Source organism: Cytophagales bacterium (assembly GCA_019456305.1).
Taxonomy (GTDB): domain Bacteria; phylum Bacteroidota; class Bacteroidia; order Cytophagales; family VRUD01; genus VRUD01.
Genome location: VRUD01000082.1, coordinates 1 through 19,472, shown reverse-complemented (window position 1 = coordinate 19,472; position 19,472 = coordinate 1). Strand labels below are relative to the sequence as shown.

Genomic DNA, 19,472 nt, shown 5'->3' with positions numbered 1-19,472 from the left:
TGGTTTTAATAAGTATAAGGGCTAAAGCCCAGGGTTTGTATAGTTTGATTATCTCCGCCATAAATGGCGGAGTTAGTTGGACGTTAATCGTAATTAAATTAATAGGTATGGGCGTTTAAGTCGCCCATCTAACTATTTGATTTTTAGGTATGGGCGTTTAAGCACCCCGCCTAAAACACAAGTACAGCAAGGCTTATAACACATTAAGTAGCCGAATATGATAAGTTAAACGCTATATGCACGTGAAATAATCGTATAATATGAGATTTGAGACTATTTGTTATTCTCACGTCTCACATTTTTTTATCAGATAATTTGATAGTTTAATAATTATTTCTCAACTTTACACCCCCGAAATAACGGGTACCTATGCTTTTCTTTATACCTAAAAATCTAAATTTATACTTTATACCTTACACTTTTAAAAACCATCAACATCATGAAAAAAACATCATTATTCCTGGTATTTGCTCTTAGCGCAGCAACAATATTTGCTCAACAGCAAATTACAAAACAACCAGGTAAAGCGTTACCTGGTTTAAAAAAACAACCAAAAACCATTTCAATCAGCAAACAACACTCAATAACCGGAATAAGCAAAAGCAGTTTAAAGCTCAAAAACCTGCATGAACCGGGTATAAAATTATCACAGGCAGGTCAAAAATCTGTAAAGAAAAACCATTCTTCTCAGGCAAGTGCAGGAGTACAAGCAGGTCAAAACTCAAAACTAAAAAATCAAAATTCAAAAATAAAAAAATGTGGTACAACTGAGTATATGGAATGGCTGAAATCTCAAAACCCCGTACTTGAACAGAAAATGATAAAAGATGAAGCAAAGGTGCAGAAATGGATTAACAATCAGTCTATGAATAAGCAAGCCCAGGTAATAGTAACCATACCTGTCGTCTTTCATGTTGTTTACAATACAGGCGCTGAGAATATTTCTGATGCTCAGATTCTTTCGCAAATAGATGTTTTAAATGAAGATTTCAGGCGTTTAAATGCCGATGCGGTTAATACACCATCGGTTTTCCAATCTATTGCTGCAGACGCCCAAATTGAATTCTGCCTCGCCACAAAAGACCCCGGAGGCGTTGCTACCAGCGGTATTACCCGTACATCCACATCGGTTACATCTTTTACAACCAATGATGATGTTAAATTAACCTCTCAGGGAGGAGAAAATATATGGAATCGTGATAAGTATCTCAATATCTGGGTCTGTGATTTAGGCGGAGGGTTAGGAGGCTATGCTACATTCCCCGGCACTGCTTCCTGGAGAGATGGTGTAGTGATCAATTATCAAACTTTCGGTACGATAGGAACAGCATCATGGCCCTATGATGAAGGCAGAACCGGTACGCATGAGGTTGGTCACTGGTTCGGACTTTATCATGTCTGGGGAGGTTCCGGAAATAATTGTACAGATAGTGACCTGGTGGGAGACACGCCAAACCAGTTATCTGAATATTTTGGCTGTCCTTCTTTCCCTCAAAACACCTGTGGATCTGATGATATGTTTATGAACTATATGGATTATGTTAATGACGCCTGCTCCAACGTGTTTACCCAAGGCCAGGCTTCAAGAATGAATAGTTTTATAAATTCTACCAGGGTAAGCTTAAAAACATCGGATGGTTGTGAAGCTACCGGGCCGCCTCTTGCTGATTTTATTGCCAGCGCTACTTTTGTTGTTAACGGCACTGATATAACCTTTACAGACCTCTCAACAGGTGTTCCTGCAACTTGGTCATGGGACTTTGGTGGCGGCGGTACCCCAAATACCTCCACAGCTAAAAATCCTGTCATAACTTTTAATTCACTTGGATTATTCACGGTTACTTTGACCGTAAGCAATGTATTTGGCTCAAATATTATGACTAAAACGAATTATATTGAGGTGGTTCCACTGCAAGGGTGTGGTGCGTTGCTTTTTTCTGAAAATTTTGAGGGAATAGTTATCCCCGCTTTGCCTGCAGGATGGACTGCCTATGGGCAAGCAGGAAGTGACCTTTTTAAAACGGGGAATAATGGCACAGCAAGCAGCACTTCTTTTAATCCTCCGGCTCATACACAATTTGCCTTTACCAATGATGATAACTGCAATTGTAATAAATCTGCAGATTACCTTGAAATGCCAAGCATAAACCTTACTGGGCTTTCAGGTTATTTTTTAACTTTTACTTCATACAGCAGCAATGATGCAACTCCAATTTATCAGGATACTACTTATGTTCAAGTTAGCACTGATGGGGGTTTTATATGGAATAAAATCTTCACTATCCCTAAAATTCAGAGTTGGACTACTTATTCAGTAGATTTAAGCGCTTATGATAATATGAATGATGTACGCATCAGGTTCTTTTATGCTGACTTTGGTAACTGGGGATATGGATTTTGTGTTGACGATATTACAATTAATAAGCAGCATGGAAACGAGCTTGCTTTAGATTCAATTTCCATTTGGGAATATACTTTAACACCCGCTGCTCATGCCGCTCCCATCACCTTTGGGGGCAGGGTTGTTAATAACGGTCTTAATCCACAAAGCGGTACCGTCTTAAATGTGGATATAACAGGTAATGGCTCGTTTTCCGGTAGTTCTACCCCCCCTGTAAACATTCCATTTGCAGCAAGTCAAAATTTGACAATATCAACAACTTATACCCCACCATGGCAAGGTATTTATAATGTTGATTTTATTGTTACACAGGACTCAACAGATTGTGTTCCGGGAAACAATACTCTGTCTAATTCTTTTGAAGTAACAGATACCGTTTATGCAAGGGATGATGGCACTGGTTCGGGTTCACTATGGGCTGGTGACAGTAATGATTACATTTTTGGACAAACATACCAACTTCAAGCGACAGACAATCTGAAAAGTATTACATGCTGGGTATCAGGTAATGTTGGCGCTGTTATGAGATTAGTAGTTTATAATATGGCAGCTGGATTACCGAACACCTTGCTTGGTGCATCAAGTAATTATACGCTTACATCCGGAGATATGCCTTCTGCAATATTAACGCTGCCAATCAACGGGGGGCCTTTAGTTCTGGCTGCAGGCACCTATTTTGTAGCGCTTGAAGCATTCAATGCTCCAAGTGACAGTTTATTTGGTGTTTACTCTGATAATATTTATACACCTAATACAACCTTTGCCAGTATTAATGGCGGGGCGTTCAATAACCTTGAAAATTTAGGTGGGTTTCAACTTGCATTTGTTATTCGTCCAAATTTTGTTTATACACCTTATAATAATGATCTCGCCATAAATACCGTACCATATTATTCTTCAATTCCAGAAAGCCAGGTAGTTCCTATTACCTTTGAAGGCAGGGTTGCCAATAATGGCGCTAACGCTCAAAGCAACGTTGTTCTGAATGTTAATATTACGGGAAGTGGTACTTTTTCCGGATCCAGCGCTGCACTTACTTCATTAGCATCAGGCGCTGATTCATTAGTAACGATGACTTCATCTTTCACGCCTTCACCAGGTGGCAGCTACAAAATGGACTTTACCTTAACTCAAACACAGGCAGAAGAATTCCCACCTGATAATTCAGACTCAGCATTTTTTGTAGTATCCGATTCTGTATATGCAAGAGATAACGGGGTTTACACGGGAGCTGGTCTTTGGAACGGAGCAGGGAATAGTTACGAAGCCGGCAATGTTTTTGAAATAATTAATTCGCAGGGCGCAGCATCTGTCTCTGTTTTCTTACATGCAGCTACTACTGCAGGCAGCGCCATTAAAGCCTTTCTATATGATGGTTTCTTAACACCTGTTGATTCTTCGGCCAGCTATACAATTATTCAAGCCGATATTGCCACAGGATTTATTACTTTACCATTTCTAAATATACCAACCCTGGCGCCTGATTTTTACCTGGCAGTAATTGCTCAGCCCAATTTTGGCGATACTGTTGCCTTTGCTACAGGAAGTGATATTGATCAACCATTAGGTACATCATTCCTAAGAGATACAGCCGGCACCGGCACCTGGTATTTACTCTTTTCAACTCCTTTTGTAAGATTAAATGTTGTTGATGCTTGTCCAACGCTTGCTTTGAGTCCTTCATCTTTTATATGTGATGGGGATACCACCACATTAACTGCCGCTGGGGGATTTACATCCTATACATGGTCACCTTCAGCAAGCTTAAGCTCACCTACAGGCTCCTCTGTGAATGCATTTCCTGCAGTTACTACCCCCTATACCGTAATAGCAGCCGTTGCAGGTTGTGCGGATGATACCGGTTATGTTACTGTTACAATAAATGCCAATCCAATCGTAACGGTTACACCTCCAGGCGATACATTATGTTCTGGAGGATCTACGATGCTTATTGCAAATGGAGCTGACAATTATTTCTGGTCACCATCTACGGGTCTGGATACTAATTCAGGTGATACTGTTATTGCTGCACCGGTTTCCACAACCACCTATACTGTGACGGGCATTGCCTCAAATTTCTGCGAAGATCAGGATGTTGTTACTGTGACTGTAAATGCTACGCCTGCTGTACCAACAGCAGGAACTGACGCAACTTATTGTGATGTTGATACAGCTTCTGCTGCTGACCTCACTGCGACAGGAACTAATATTGAATGGTTCGATGATATAGGTTTAACCAATTTGGTTGGTACAGGTTCTACCTTTAACCCATCCCTTGCTGTTGGCACAAACAATTTTTATGTAACACAGACAGTTAGCGGCTGTCAAAGTCCTTATAGTTTGGTAGTTATCACTGTAGATAACTCACCCACTATATCTGCTGCCGGCCTGGATCAGAATATTTGTAATGCAACTACAACTGCGCTTGCAGGTAATACTGCAACGGTGGGTACAGGAGCATGGAGTGTGGTATCAGGTACTGCTACAATCACAACACCTTCATCCCCCACTTCAGGTGTTACAGGGCTTGGTATTGGCTTTTCAGCCATTTTAAGATGGACCATTTCTAACGGAGTCTGTACCAGCTCATTTGATGATGTAACGATCACCGTAGATAAATTACCTACTACTTCTGATGCCGGGCTTGATACAGCCATTTGCGATACCTTTACTACACTAACAGCTAATTTTCCATCGGTAGGAACCGGAGCATGGAGCGTTTTTTCCGGTACAGCCGCCATTACAACGCTTTCATTACCAACATCAGGTGTTACAGGTCTTGTTTTGGGGGCTTCTGCCACTTTACAATGGACCATTTCAAATGGCTCTTGTGCCAGCTCTGCTGATACTGTTGTGGTCACAGCGAATCCCTCTCCCACTATTGTTACAGAAGATACAACAGGTGAAACTTCTTGTGGAACAAATGATGGAACTATCACGATCACTGCAAGCGGTGGAACGCCACCATTACAATATTCTATTGACGGAGGCGGTAACTATTCTGTCAGTGGATTTTTTGATAGTTTAAGCACAGGCAGCTATCCTGTAGTCGTGTCTGATGCTAATGGTTGTGCGGTTACCGGCAGCACCTTAATTGTCTCAGCTCCGGGAGCACCATCAGCGCCTGCAGCCGGAACAGATACCACTTATTGTGATGTTGATACAGCTTTTGCTGCTAACCTCACTGCGACAGGAACTAATATTGAATGGTTCGATGATTTAGGTTTAACAAATTTGATTGGCACAGGTTCTATCTATAACCCATCCCTTGTTGCAGGCACAAATACTTATTATGTAACCCAAACAGTTGCCGGTTGTCAAAGCCCCTTTAGTACTGTAGTTATCACTGTAGATGGATCACCTGATATTGCAAATGCCGGACTTGATCAGGATATTTGTAATTTAACAACTACTACACTGGCTGGTAATATACCATTCGTAGGAACAGGAACATGGTCGGTTACAGGCACTGCCACAGTAACCTCACCTTCATTACCTAATTCCGGTGTAACAGGGCTTGTCTTAGATGATTCTGTTACCTTAAGCTGGACTATTTCAAACGGTATTTGTGCAAGCTCCACTGATGATGTAGTCATCAATGTATATGGATTGCCTACGACTTCTAATGCAGGACTTGATCAGACGCTATGTGATACAACCTCAACTGCACTGACAGGTAATGCGCCAATAACAGGTACAGGAGCATGGACTGTTGTTACCGGTGCAGCTACTATAACAACACCTTCATCTTCTACCTCTACTGTTACCGGGCTTGTTGCTGGAACTTCTGTTACTTTAAGATGGACGATTTCAAATGGCCCCTGTAGCTCTACTGATGATGTGATAATCACTATTAATCCACTCCCATCAACTTCTGCCATAACAGGCATTTCATCTGTATGTGAAAATGAACCTGGTGTGGTTTATTCTGTAACCTTTAGTGCCGGCTCAGCTTATAATTGGACTGCACCTCCCGGAGCTGTTATAGCTTCAGGTCAGGGCGCCAATCTTATTACCGTGAATTGGGATACAACAAGCGGCAATATACAGGTGACAGAGACAGATGTAAACGGCTGTACAGGGAATTCTGTAAGCATGGCAGTAACGGTAAATACTTTAGCACCTGCAAGTGTTTCCATAACTTCGACTACCAATACAATATGTGCAGGTGATAATTTAACCTTTACTGCCACCCCGACAAATGAAGGAGGTACACCGGCTTATCAATGGCAAGTAAATGGAGGAAATGTAGGCACAAATTCACCAACTTACGCTACTACAAACTTAACTAACGGTGATGCTGTTACCTGTATTATGACTTCATCTCTGTCGTGTGTTACTGGTTCACCCGCCACGTCAAATGCTGTTATTATCACGGTGACTCCATCCTTGCCGGCAAGTGTACTTATATCAGCCAGTCCCAATCCTCCAATATGTGCAGGGGACAATGTGATATTTACTGCCACCCAAACAAATGGTGGTACACCAACTTATCAATGGCAGGTCAATGGAGTTAATGTTGGTACTGATTCAAGCTATTCTTCTTCAGCATTAAACAATGGAGATAGTGTCACATGTATAATGACTTCTACATTAACCTGTGCTACAGGTTCACCAGCAACTTCCAATGTGGTGGTTATGGCGGTAAATCCATTACCTACCCCATCCATAAGTCAACAATTTGATAGCGTATTGACAGTTGACACTACTTACAGTTCATACCAATGGCTTTTCAATGATGATACTATTATCATCGGAGCGACATCACAAGTTTATATTGCCAGCCAAACCGGCTTGTATGCTGTATGGGTTACAGATGCAAATGGCTGTTCAGGAAAATCAGCTCAAACACCTGTAATTATTTCTGGTATTTCAGATCTTGAACTTTTAAGCAATCTGAAAATATATCCTAACCCCGCAAATGATGTTCTGATCATTGATGCCAATAATATCCGGCTAAACATGATAACAATGATCAATTCTTTAGGCCAGGTTGTTATTGTTAATAAACCCAATAATAACAATACGCATGAATTGGATGTTTCCGGCCTTGCTCCCGGCCTCTATTTCCTGCAAATACAAACCAACAAAGGCATGGTCATGAAGAATGTTGGTATTAGCAAGTAGGTTTTGGGTTCTGGTAACTGGTTTCTGTTTATTTGATCCCGATTTTATCAGTACAGGTGTTGGATATTAGATATTGCTAAATGCTTATCGCCCTTACTTGTTGACCACTTTCTTACACAAAACCCAACGTTTAGTGGTCTGACGAGAATACAAGCCATTTTTCATAAAACGCTTCCGTATTATCTTCCAAAGTCACCAGCAATTCAAGCATGGATTGAATCCCCTATGTGCCTTTCCTACTAATTAACGGTTTTGAATAAAGTGACAATATACTTAAAAATAATTTCCCCCGAGTACTCGGGGGCTTTAATTCATCCCGAGTACCCGGGATGAGTTAATCTTAGGAGCCTTACGTGATACAAATACTTTTTTAATGAAAAATTATTACCTTTGTATTTTCACCGGGGAGAGATCCCTCCCCATCCCGGGTACCCGGGACGGGATAAACATATACATTCGGCACAGGTGTTTACCAGGCTTGCTCATATCATTATAAAATACAGACTTCTTTTGATCATAGCTTTAGGGCTCGTTACAGCTTTTATGGCCTACAAAGGAAAAGATGTGAAGATTGCTTATGACCAATATTCAAAGATTGTACCTGTTGATGACCCGCAATTCATATTTTTAAATGAGTTTAAGAAAGTATTTGGTGAAGATGGGAACATCTTTGTCATCGGGATCAAAGACAGCAGCTTATTCAAGCTTAAAAACTTTTTACAATACTTAAAACTGGGAAATGAAATAGCCCGGATCAACGGTATCAATGAAGTATTATCATTACCCAGGCTGCAGTTGCTTGTAAAGGATGAAGAAAAAAAGCAGTTTATACTAACACCTTTATTTGATAATACTCTAAACAGTCAACAAACCCTTGACAGCTTGCTCACGCTTTCCAGGAATATAAAATTTTACGAGGGACAATTATTCAATAAGGAAAGCAGCGCTACCCTCCTGTTAGTATATATTGACCAAGGGGTTCTTAATTCAGTAAAAAGACGAGTTATCATTAAAGAGATAAAAGCCCTGACTGATAAATTCTCAACTACTGCAAATATAAAGCTTTATTATTCGGGCTTACCTTATATCCGTACAATAACGGTCACTAAAGTCACTTCAGAGATAAGATTTTTTATTCTACTTGCCATAATCGTTACCGGACTGATCCTTTTACTATTTTACCGTTCCTTATATGCCCTAATTTTCCCATTAATAGTTATTGGAACAGCAGCTACATGGTCTGTAGGTATCATGGTACTTTTAAATTATAAAATAACCATGTTGTTAGCTTTGATACCACCTATCATAATCATTATTGGAATACCTAATTGTATCTACCTGATGAACAAATATCACCAGGAGTATAAAAAGCACAGTAACCAGGCGAAAGCCCTGAGTAAGGTACTGAGAAAAATAGGTTTAGCTACCCTGATCACCAACGCAACTACCGCAGTAGGGTTTGTAGTCCTTTTATTTACAAACATACCCCTTCTTAAAGAATTTGGTATTGTAGCCAGTTTAAGTACGCTTTCAGTATTTATCGTGAGCATTATCCTGATCCCCACGATTTTCTCTTATCTTCCTCCGCCAAATACAAGACAACTGAAACATTTAGATTTTATACTATTGTCAAAGCTGCTCCATTGGCTTGACAGCATTGCCATTAAATACAGACCTGCCATATATAGTCTCGCTTCAATTATAGTGATCATTTCAATTATTGGTATCATGAAAATAAGAACCATTGCCCACATGGTTGACGATCTGCCTAAAACCAGCAATATACAGACTGACCTGATATTTTTTGAGAAAAATTTCACAGGTGTTATGCCTCTTGAATTTGTTATCAATACAGGTAAAAAGAAAGGAACTTCCAATCTTTCAACCCTTAGAAAAGTAGAAAAATTTGAAAATTTTCTAAAGGAACAACCTGGTATTGCAGTACCTGTTTCGTTAGTCAGCTTTGTAAAAGCAGCCAAACAAGCTTATTACAACGGACATCCTGATTTTTATCAACTTCCCTCTAACCAAGACAAGAATATTATTTCCAGGTATATGAGAAGCCCCCCTAACAGCCCACCTGAATCGGAGAAACGGGGAATTGGAGAAACGGAGAGAAAGAAAACGAAGCAATTCACCGATTCACCGATTCACCCATTCACCGATTCGGTAAGGAGTAGTGGCGAGGGGGATTTAGGGGGGGCTGGTAGGATGGCTATGTTTGTTGATTCTACAGGTCAGACAATGCGTATTTCTACCAGGGTGGCTGATATTGGTTCTCAAAAAATGGACTTTTTAGTCGATTCAGTAATTAAACCTAAAATTAAAGAATTGTTCGGTGATGGCAATTTTGATATAGAAATAACAGGCACTACATTATTATTTTTAAGTGGAAACAAATACTTAGTTAGAAATTTAAAATACAGCTTGCTGCTTGCACTTCTGCTTATAGGTTGTATAATGGCGGTATTGTTTGGTAATTTCAGAACGATCCTGATCTCTATCATCCCCAATGTGATCCCTCTTTTGATTACCGGGGGTTTGATGGGCTATTTTGGCATTCCATTAAAGCCGAGCACAGCGATTATTTTTAGTATTGCTTTTGGGATATCTGTTGATGACTCCATTCACTATCTTGCAAAATACAGACAGGAACTTTTTAGCAACAATTTTAGGGTACCGTTGGCAGTTTCGATCAGTCTTAAAGAAACAGGCACAAGCATGATATATACTTCATTGGTGCTTTTAGCAGGATTTGTAATTTTTGCAGGTTCTGATTTTGGAGGCACTATCGCCCTGGGCGTGCTTATCACTATCACGTTATTTTTTGCCATGCTGACAAACTTAACCGTATTACCTTCTCTGCTGCTCACATTTGATCAGGGAAGACGTAAAAAAGACATTCAGGAGGAATATAAGGGATTTTATTCGGAAGATGAGGATGAAGAGATAGATGTTAAACAATTAGGGCATCTCTAAAAACTACATATTTTTTAAAACACACCCCTTGCCCCTCTTGATAGAGGGGAATGTATGGTGTAGTTTTTAGAGATGCCCATTAGAAGTAATTTCTTAGATGAAATATAAAGAATACAAAAATATCAACCTTGCAAAAACAGGGAAAGAAATATTATCTTACTGGAAGAAAAATAACATCTTTGAAAGATCTATAACAAGCAGAACTGGAAAACCACCCTACACGTTTTATGAAGGACCCCCCTCGGCAAATGGTACACCCGGCATTCACCATGTGATGGCACGTACGGTAAAGGATATTTTCTGCCGTTATAAAACCATGCAAGGATTCCAGGTAAAAAGAAAGGGCGGTTGGGATACACATGGGCTGCCTGTAGAGCTACAGGTTGAAAAGGAGCTTGGTATTACCAGGGAAGACATTGGTAAAAAAATTTCCGTAGCTGCCTATAACCAGCAATGCCGTCAGGCCGTGATGAAATTCAAAAAGCAGTGGGAAGAGCTCACCGAGATCATGGGATTTTGGATAGACCTCAACGATCCATACATCACTTTTGATAATAACTATATAGAATCGGTCTGGTATCTGCTGAAGAAACTTTACGAAAAAAAACTTTTATACAAAGGCTACAGTATTCAACCTTACTCACCCGCAGCAGGAACCGGCTTAAGCTCTCATGAGATCAACATGCCGGGATGTTACCGGGAAATAAAAGATGTTGCCATTACGGCTCAATTTAAAGTGATACGTGATGAAAAATCAGAGTTTTTGTATCTCATCCCCGACCCCTCTCATAGAGGAGATGGGAGTGAAGAAGTGGTGTTTTTCTTGGCCTGGACGACCACCCCCTGGACATTGCCTTCAAACTGTGCTGTGGCAATAGGAAAGGATATTGTATATGTAAAGGTCAAAACTTACAACCAATACACCTATAAACCAATAAGCGTGATATTGGCAAAAGATCTCGTAGAAAATTATTTCCCTGTAGGGCAAGGGAATGTGGCACATCCCGATATTATCGGGACCCAGCCCCTAAAAGATTATAAACCGGGAGATAAAATTATTCCTTACGAAATAGCCGGAGAATATAAAGGCAAAGAACTGGAGGGAATAAATTACGAGCAGCTTATGCCTTATGTTCAACCCGAAAAACCGGCTTTCCGGGTTATCATTGGCGATTTTGTATCCACAGAAGAAGGAACAGGCATTGTGCATACCGCTTCGGTCTTTGGTGCAGATGACTACAAGGTTTGTACCCAGAATGGTATCCCTTCTATCCTCGTAAAAGATGAGAATGGAAACGACATGCCCTTAGTAAATAAGCAAGGACGTTTTGTAAAAGAGGTTACTGATTTTGCAGGCAGGTACGTGAGAGCAGAGTACAGAGATATATCAACTGATGTTTCTAATGACCCTGATAATGCCTCCGGAAGGAATGAAAAAGATGTGCCAGATAAACCAACTGATGTATTGATCGCCATAAAGCTCAAGGAAGAAAATAAAGCATTCAGGGTTGAAAAACATACACATTCATATCCCCATTGCTGGAGAACCGATAAGCCCATTTTATATTATCCACTGGATTCGTGGTTTATAAAAACCACTGCTTTCAAGGATAAATTAATTAAGCTGAACAAGACAATAAACTGGAAGCCTGCCGGTACCGGTTCAGGACGTTTTGGGAACTGGCTTGAAAACATAGTTGACTGGAATCTTTCCCGTTCACGATATTGGGGTACTCCACTGCCAATCTGGAGGGCTAAACCTTACGTAATGCATGATGCAAAATGTGTTGGTAGTCTGAAAGAATTTGAAGAAAACGGGTGGTATTATTTTGAGGGTGAGAATTTTGATGACTTTAAAAGTAGAGTAAAAATAATCTCTCGAAAAATTTATTCTGATAAAACGTTAACTGATTCAGAAAATAAATTAATAAAAGATCTACATTATTCGGGAACACATAATAAATTAAATTTACAAAATTTGGCAGAAAGTGATTTCTTACCAGTTGATTTCCAGAATAATGAAATTTCAATTAATACAAATTATCTAACCTCCGCAAAAGATGTAATTGATAAAATTGATTTACATAGGCCGGATATTGATAAGTTAGCATTTATTAAAGAAGACAAAATCAGTAAAAAATCTGTACTATATTGCCGTGAACCTGATCTTATAGACGTATGGTTTGATTCTGGGGCAATGCCTTATGCTCAACATCACTATCCTTTTGAAAATAAGGAATTGATAGAAAGCACACTACCTCATCAGGCTGCTTTCCCAGCTGATTTCATTGCAGAAGGTGTGGATCAAACCAGGGGCTGGTTCTTTACTTTGCATACGATTGGAGGAATGTTGTTTAATAGTGTGGCATTTAAAAACGTGCTCGTTAATGGATTGGTATTGGATAAAGAAGGCAACAAGATGTCTAAACGTATTGGCAATGCTGTGGACCCGTTTGAAACTATCAAAACATACGGACCGGATGCAACACGCTGGTATATGATGGAAAATGCACCTCCCTGGGAAAATCTTAAATTTGACGCCAATGGTATTGGTGAAATACAGAGAAGGTTTTTCGGGACATTGCACAACACTTATAGTTTTTTTGCACTATATGCCAATTTAGATCACTTTACCTATCCACTCTTGCGTGAGAAAGGGAAGGTTATTCCGGTCAGTCAGCGAACAGAAAGTGACAAATGGATCATCTCAAAGCTTAATAGCCTGATCCTTGTAGTAGAAAATGTACTTAGCGACTACGAGCCTACCAAGGCTGTCCGGGCCATTCAGGATTTTGTGATTGATGACCTTAGTAACTGGTATGTACGTTTAAACAGGAAAAGATATTGGAAAACAGAACAAAGTGACGACAAAACAGCCGCTTATCAAACGCTCTATGAGTGTCTTGAAATTGTCGCCAGGCTTGCTTCACCAATAGCTCCATTCTATATGGAACAGTTGTTTTTAGATTTACAATCTAAAATTCGTTCTGTTCATCTTACTGATTTTCCAGAAGCTGATCATAAAGCTATTGACCACAAACTTGAGGAAAAAATGCGTTTAGCACAGCAAATTTCTTCACTGTTACATTCTTTACGTAAAAAGCATAATATCAAAGTTCGCCAGCCATTAACGCGCATATTGATCCCTGTATTGAATAAAAAAACCAGGCTGCATATCCAGTCGGTTCAACAACTGATCCTCTCTGAAGTTAACGTCAAAAATATTGAGTATATTGATGATTCTTCAGGTTTTCTGGTAAAGAAGATCAAGCCTAATTATAAAAGATTAGGGAAACAATACGGACCAAAAATGAAACTGCTGGCTGCTGCAATCGGTAATATGAGGCAGGAAGATATTGCTCAATTTGAAAGAGAAAGAAATTACGTTATCAAACTAAACAGAAAAAGAATCACTTTAACTTTAGAAGATGTAGAGATCAGTTTCGATGATATCCCCGGATGGTCAGTTGCCGGTGTAGAAGGGATTACCGTTGCGCTGGATATAAATATAACAGATGAACTGCGACAAGAAGGAATTGCCAGGGAGCTTGTAAACAGGATCCAGAATCTAAGAAAAGACATGGGGTTTGAGGTCCAGGACAAAATAAATATCCGTGTTGAGGAAAATTCCAGCTCCCTGATAAATGCAGCTATAGAATTGCATAAAGAAAATATTTGCAAAGAAACACTGGCATTGAGCTTTGATTTTTCAAAGATCAGCGATGGGAAAGCAATTAATATTGATGGCCACGAATTGATCATTAAATTGGAGAAACTTTAGGTGAAATATTATAAATACTATATATTAAGTTTCGGTATTATTATCCTGGACCAGGTAGTGAAATTACTGATTCATTTTAATATGGATTTAGGCCCTGCCGGAACGATCCCTATCTTTGGTGATTGGTTCAAGCTGCTCTATACATTAAATCCGGGCATGGCTTTTGGGTTGGAAGTAGGAACAAATTATGGTAAGTTGTTCCTGACACTGTTTCGTTTAGTTGCAATGATAGCAATAGCCATCTACCTTTTAAAATTAGCAAAAAGGCAAGTACACCCCGGTTTACTCTGGTGTGGGGCTTTGATACTTGGTGGCGCTGTTGGAAATGTTATTGATAGTACTTTTTACGGGGTTTTCTTAGATAACGCACCCTATAATGCCCCTATTCGCTGGTTTCACGGCCAGGTGATTGATATGTTTTACGTAGATATATGGGAGGGCTGGGTATGGATACCCTTTTACGGTGATTTTCATCTTTCGCTATGGCCCATCTTTAACATAGCAGATGCTTCAATATTTGTAGCGGTGGTGGTCATTCTTACAATGCAGAAAAAATTTTTGAAAGGGGGATTTATGGAAGAATGGGAAGAAGGTAATGAAGAAGGGTATAAAGGAAATAAAGGAATAAGGAAATAAAGGATATATCCCTAAGCTGGCGCAGCCAGAACCAAACAAGTTATTAATCAACAGTCAACAGTCAACAGTCGGCAATCGGCAGTCAGCAACACTGGCGACTGTGGACTTGTTTCAGAATGTATAAAAATATTCTGCCAAAAAGTGTCAAGATTTAAGAATTTAGTTACTATTTCCCTTATTTCCCTATTCCCTTATTTGTTTGCCAGCAAATTCATCGGATGACCCCAACGCACAACCCAGAGAGTCATCCGATGATAGCCAACCCTTATTTCCTTATTTCCCTATTTCCTTATTTACCTCCGGAAGCAGGCGGAGTAACCCCAAGTTTTTTAAAGACCAGATCGGAAATATTGCCGGTTTTGGGAAAATGGAGTAAGATAGGGACTGAACCAAAATTGGCATCGGAGTTAAAGATGTAGGTATACCCGTTTTCTTCTGCAACCTGGTCAATGGCATTTTGTACTTTTTCCAGCAATGGCGACATTAATGACCCCTGCTTTTTGATCAATGATTGCTCAGCATTTCTTTCAAATTCACGTATCTCATCCTGCAGGTTTATAAGCTCCTTTTCTTTGTCTGCCCTGATCACTTCGGTCATCGTTGCAGCGCCTCTTTCGTAGGCAGCATTCTTTTCCATAAATTCTTTGGCTTTTGCCTGGTATTGTTTGTCTAACTGCGCTTTGTAAGTAATAAGCTCAGAGTTTACCTGCTTGCTTTCCGGTAACACGTTTAATATATACTCTATGTTGGTGTAGCCGATCTTTAAAGTTTTGGTCTGGGCGTTTGCTGTCAGATTAAAGATAAGGATGAATGCAATGAGCACTTGTAGCGCAGGGTACATAGCATCCCGATTTACCCGGAAGCGTTTTGCCCTCTGCACCTTACGATCTTCTAATAAGTTACTTTTCATGATTATAAAAAAATTGTCCTGTAAATATGATCTATGCGGGACAAAGTTAATGTTTTTTTATTAAGATTATATTTTTTTACAAATCATTCCTGCACCGTATCCTCTTTATCGCCAAACCCGAGTTCTTCCAGCACATAGTCGGTATAGTCGTGCTGGGGGTGGGTATAGATCATTACCAGGTCACCGGATTTATCGAAGATCACTTGTAATTTTTTTTCTTTAGCCACAGCCTGCACGGCTTCAAATATTTCGTCCTGTATGGGCTTTATGAGTTCCTGCCTTTTAAGGAACAGCAACCCTTCATAACCAAAGATCTTCTTCTGGTATTCTTTTCCCTCTTTTTCTTTTTTGATGATCTCTTCCTGGCGATCCCTTTTCATTTCTTCGGTCAAAAGAATTTCTTCGGCCTGGTAGTCTTTGTACATTTTGTCTATTTCTTTATACAAATCCTCAATTTCACTCTGCCATACAGCCGATAGCTTATCAATTTCTTTTTGAGCTTTCTTATATTCGGGCATTTTGTTGAGAATATACTCCGTATCAACGTAGCCGAATTTTTGGGCATTGGTGGCCTGAATTGAAATAAAGCCCATGATTAATAAAATTGCTAACTGTTTCATAATAAAAATGTTAATTTATATTTAAAGTAAGTTCGTTATTAAACAAAACCGTTAAAACGGTTTGTGTATTATAGTTCTTCATTAACCCCTGACTTAAGTCAGGGGTTAATGACAACCTAAAAAGATATTAACCGCTTTAGCGGTTTTTGTAATTGCTCTATATTTATAGACAGACACTAATTACCGTATCTGCTGCCCAATCGTAAAATGAAACTCTCCTTTCTCAGCTCTTGGCACTCCCGGAATATCGTCAAATCCCCAGCCATAATCAAAACCGATCAGCCCGAATGCAGGCATAAATATTCTTGCGCCTATTCCGGCAGAGCGGTATATATCAAACGGGTTGTAGTCGTCATAGCTTCCCCAGTTGTTTCCTCCTTCAACAAACGCTAATACATACAGGGTAGCCATAGGATTTAGCGAAACAGGGTAGCGCAATTCAAAAACAAATTTATCAAAAACCACGCCACCGCCATTTCCTCTATCACCGGGAAGAGAATTATTGGGATAACCCCTTAAACCGACTATGTCGGTTCCTAATATCCAATCAAATCCTGATAAACCATCACCACCCATCATGAATCGTTCAAAGGGACCAATACCCAGCTCATTATTATAGGAACCAATAAATCCAAAATGCGACCTGATGTTCAATACCAAATTTCCTGCCAATTTTAAATAAGTTCTATAGTCAAACATCCATTTGTGATATTCTATCCATTTGAATCTTTTTTCAGTAGGTAGTTCGTTTATATCATAAAATAGAGAAAAAGGTGGTGTGGCAGTGAAGCTCAAAGAGATTGAAGATCCTCTTCTCGGGTAAGTGGGATTATCAATACTATTTCTTGATAAAGTATTTACTAAGGCAATTTTATTAGAGGTTCCCGTATCACTTCCTAATGAATTAAAAATAGGCGGGTTCAGAAAGTCATATAATGTATATGAGAGTGAGTGGCTCAGGGTAAAATAATCATCAGGAACGGTGAGTCTTCTTCCGAGGTGAAGTGTTGCACTGGAAACTTTAAAAAATCCCTTTTGTACCAATTTTCCATTTTCCGTCACTAAACTCCTTTGGATTGAACGGCTAAGGCTCACAGTAAATGAGTTTGGTTTTCTCCCTCCCAGCCATGGTTCAGTGAATGAAATAGAATAAACCTGGAATCTTTTCCCGTTTGCCTGGGCGCTTATTGAAAGCCTCTGGCCGTCACCACCGGGTAAAATACCGCCCCATTCCCTGGGTTTGGGTATTTTTTTTACAGAAAAATTATTAAAGATCAACGCTAAGGTGCCGGTAAAGCCCAAATATCCTCCCCAGCCGCCAGAAAGCTGGATCTGGTCGCTCGGTTTTTCTTCTACGATGTATTCTATATCTACGGTACCGTCCTGGGGGTTTGGTATTGGATTGATGCCTATTGTTTCCGGGTTAAAATAGCCCAATTGTGCAATCTCTCTTTGAGACCTGATTAGGTCTGAACGGCTGAACTTTTGTCCGGGCAGCGTCCTGATCTCCCGGAGAATAACATGGTCGTTAGTCCTGGTATTACCTGTAACGGTAACTTTATTAATGATAGCCTGAGGCCCTTCATAGATCCGCATTTCTACATCAATAGAGTCATCTTCGATAAGCACTTCTACCGGCTGTACATTAAAGAAGAGGTATCCATTGTCAAGATAAAGGGAGCTTACATCCAATCCGGAGGGGTTGTAATTTAGCTTTTTATTGAGCATTTCCAGGTTATATTCATCTCCTTTTTTGATACCCAGGATTGCCTGCAGGTACTTATCATCATGGATATAATTGCCTGTCCAGGTAATACTTCGGAAATAATATTTCCTGCCCTCATCCATGGTTATTTCAATATTTATTAATTGATCATTTACAGGATAAATAGTATCAAAGGCGATCGTTACATCACGGTATCCATGTACATTGTATTTTTCAATGATGTTTCTTTTATCTTCTTCATAGGAAGTTTTGAGAAATTTTGCGGATTTAAACACCCTTAATTTTGTTCTTTCTTTCAAATAATGGTTAAGCTCAACTAAAAAAGTGGTAGAATCAGGTTTAAACAGATGCTTAACACGAGTTAACATAAATGAATCTAACCTGTAAAATGGCTTGAATATTCCTTTTTCTTTCGTTTCTTTAAGCGCCCGTTTTATCTTTGCAATAGAAAGTTTTTCATTGCCATGGATGATTATTTCATTGATCTTTACTTTTTGTTTTTTATCTACATTTATTTTCAGAATAATACTATTGGGTATAAGCGTATCTTTCACTTGCACTATTTTTACTTCAATATTTAAAAATCCCTTTTCCACAAAGTATTTTTTAACAGAAGTTTGTGTGTTTTTAACAAGTGCATCTGTAACAACACGTCCCTTGATCAGTCGTATACTCTCTCTTATTTCATCAGCCTGTGACTTATTAACACCGGAAAAAGAGAATTTGGACAAGCGTGGCCTTTCTTTGAGTTGAAATTCAAGGAACAGGTAATTGCCTTCAATTTTTGTAACTGATACGGCAACATCACCAAGAATGCCCTGGTCCCACAAGTTCCGGATGGCTTTACTTATTTCTTCACCGGGGATCGTGATAATGTCTCCAACTTTGAGACCTGTCAGAGATATCAAAACGTTCTGATCATGGAATTGAATGCCACTGACTGTAATACCTCCTATTTCATACTCCTGAGGATTTGAATAATCGATATCAATGGCAGAAGGGTTTGCAAACGGTATCTGAGCCAACAATACCTGAGAACAGAGAAAAGGAGAAATAATAAATATGAGTTTTTTCATAAATATCAGATAATAAATTAAGGCTTTAGTTTAAACCAACGTTGCAAAATGCATAATTTTTCAAAATCACATTGAATACCTTTAAGTCGGCAGTCGGCAGTCCATAATCGGCAGTCGGCAGTCCACAGTCGGCAGTCCACAGTCGGCAGTCCACAATCGGCAGTCGGCAATTGTTTTTTGCTGACTGGGGACTGTAGATTGCCGACTGGAGACTGC

General features: G+C 39.5%; 7 protein-coding genes. 4 read left to right on the top strand and 3 right to left on the bottom strand.

The window, feature by feature from the left end; genetic code table 11:
• Positions 1-439 precede the first annotated feature (439 nt).
• From FVQ77_14705 to FVQ77_14690, 4 genes are all read left to right on the top strand, one after another.
• On the top strand, positions 440-7,528 hold the full coding sequence (locus tag FVQ77_14705; protein MBW8051557.1) for a PKD domain-containing protein: 7,089 nt from the start codon (positions 440-442) through the stop codon (positions 7,526-7,528).
• A 543-nt stretch (positions 7,529-8,071) separates the two neighbouring features.
• Positions 8,072-10,507, top strand: a complete 2,436-nt coding sequence (locus FVQ77_14700; protein MBW8051556.1) for an MMPL family transporter — start codon at positions 8,072-8,074, stop codon at positions 10,505-10,507.
• A gap of 97 nt (positions 10,508-10,604) precedes the next feature.
• Positions 10,605-14,288 carry an isoleucine--tRNA ligase gene (locus tag FVQ77_14695; protein ID MBW8051555.1) on the top strand — a complete coding sequence of 1,228 codons (3,684 nt, stop codon included), beginning with the start codon at positions 10,605-10,607 and terminating at the stop codon, positions 14,286-14,288.
• Positions 14,289-14,924, top strand: a complete 636-nt coding sequence (locus FVQ77_14690) for a lipoprotein signal peptidase (protein MBW8051554.1) — start codon at positions 14,289-14,291, stop codon at positions 14,922-14,924.
• Positions 14,925-15,213: 289 nt separating this feature from the next.
• Here FVQ77_14690 and FVQ77_14685 read toward each other — a convergent pair whose 3' ends face one another.
• The 3 genes from FVQ77_14685 to FVQ77_14675 form a co-directional block, all read right to left on the bottom strand.
• On the bottom strand, positions 15,214-15,834 hold the full coding sequence (locus tag FVQ77_14685) for an OmpH family outer membrane protein (protein ID MBW8051553.1): 621 nt from the start codon (positions 15,832-15,834) through the stop codon (positions 15,214-15,216).
• Positions 15,835-15,917: 83 nt separating this feature from the next.
• Entirely contained in the window at positions 15,918-16,454 is a 537-nt protein-coding gene (locus tag FVQ77_14680) for an OmpH family outer membrane protein (GenBank protein ID MBW8051552.1), read from the bottom strand.
• A 180-nt stretch (positions 16,455-16,634) separates the two neighbouring features.
• Entirely contained in the window at positions 16,635-19,256 is a 2,622-nt protein-coding gene (locus FVQ77_14675; protein MBW8051551.1) for a BamA/TamA family outer membrane protein, read from the bottom strand.
• Positions 19,257-19,472: the final 216 nt, after the last annotated feature.

Bases quoted from the DNA above. Each gene is read 5' to 3' on its own strand.
- FVQ77_14705 (MBW8051557.1), top strand. From the start codon at position 440: ATGAAAAAAACATCATTATTCCTGGTATTTGCTCTTAGCGCAGCAACA.
- FVQ77_14680 (MBW8051552.1), bottom strand. From the start codon at position 16,454: ATGAAACAGTTAGCAATTTTATTAATCATGGGCTTTATTTCAATTCAG.
- FVQ77_14695 (MBW8051555.1), top strand. From the start codon at position 10,605: ATGAAATATAAAGAATACAAAAATATCAACCTTGCAAAAACAGGGAAA.
- FVQ77_14700 (MBW8051556.1), top strand. From the start codon at position 8,072: ATGGCCTACAAAGGAAAAGATGTGAAGATTGCTTATGACCAATATTCA.
- FVQ77_14675 (MBW8051551.1), bottom strand. From the start codon at position 19,256: ATGAAAAAACTCATATTTATTATTTCTCCTTTTCTCTGTTCTCAGGTA.
- FVQ77_14685 (MBW8051553.1), bottom strand. From the start codon at position 15,834: ATGAAAAGTAACTTATTAGAAGATCGTAAGGTGCAGAGGGCAAAACGC.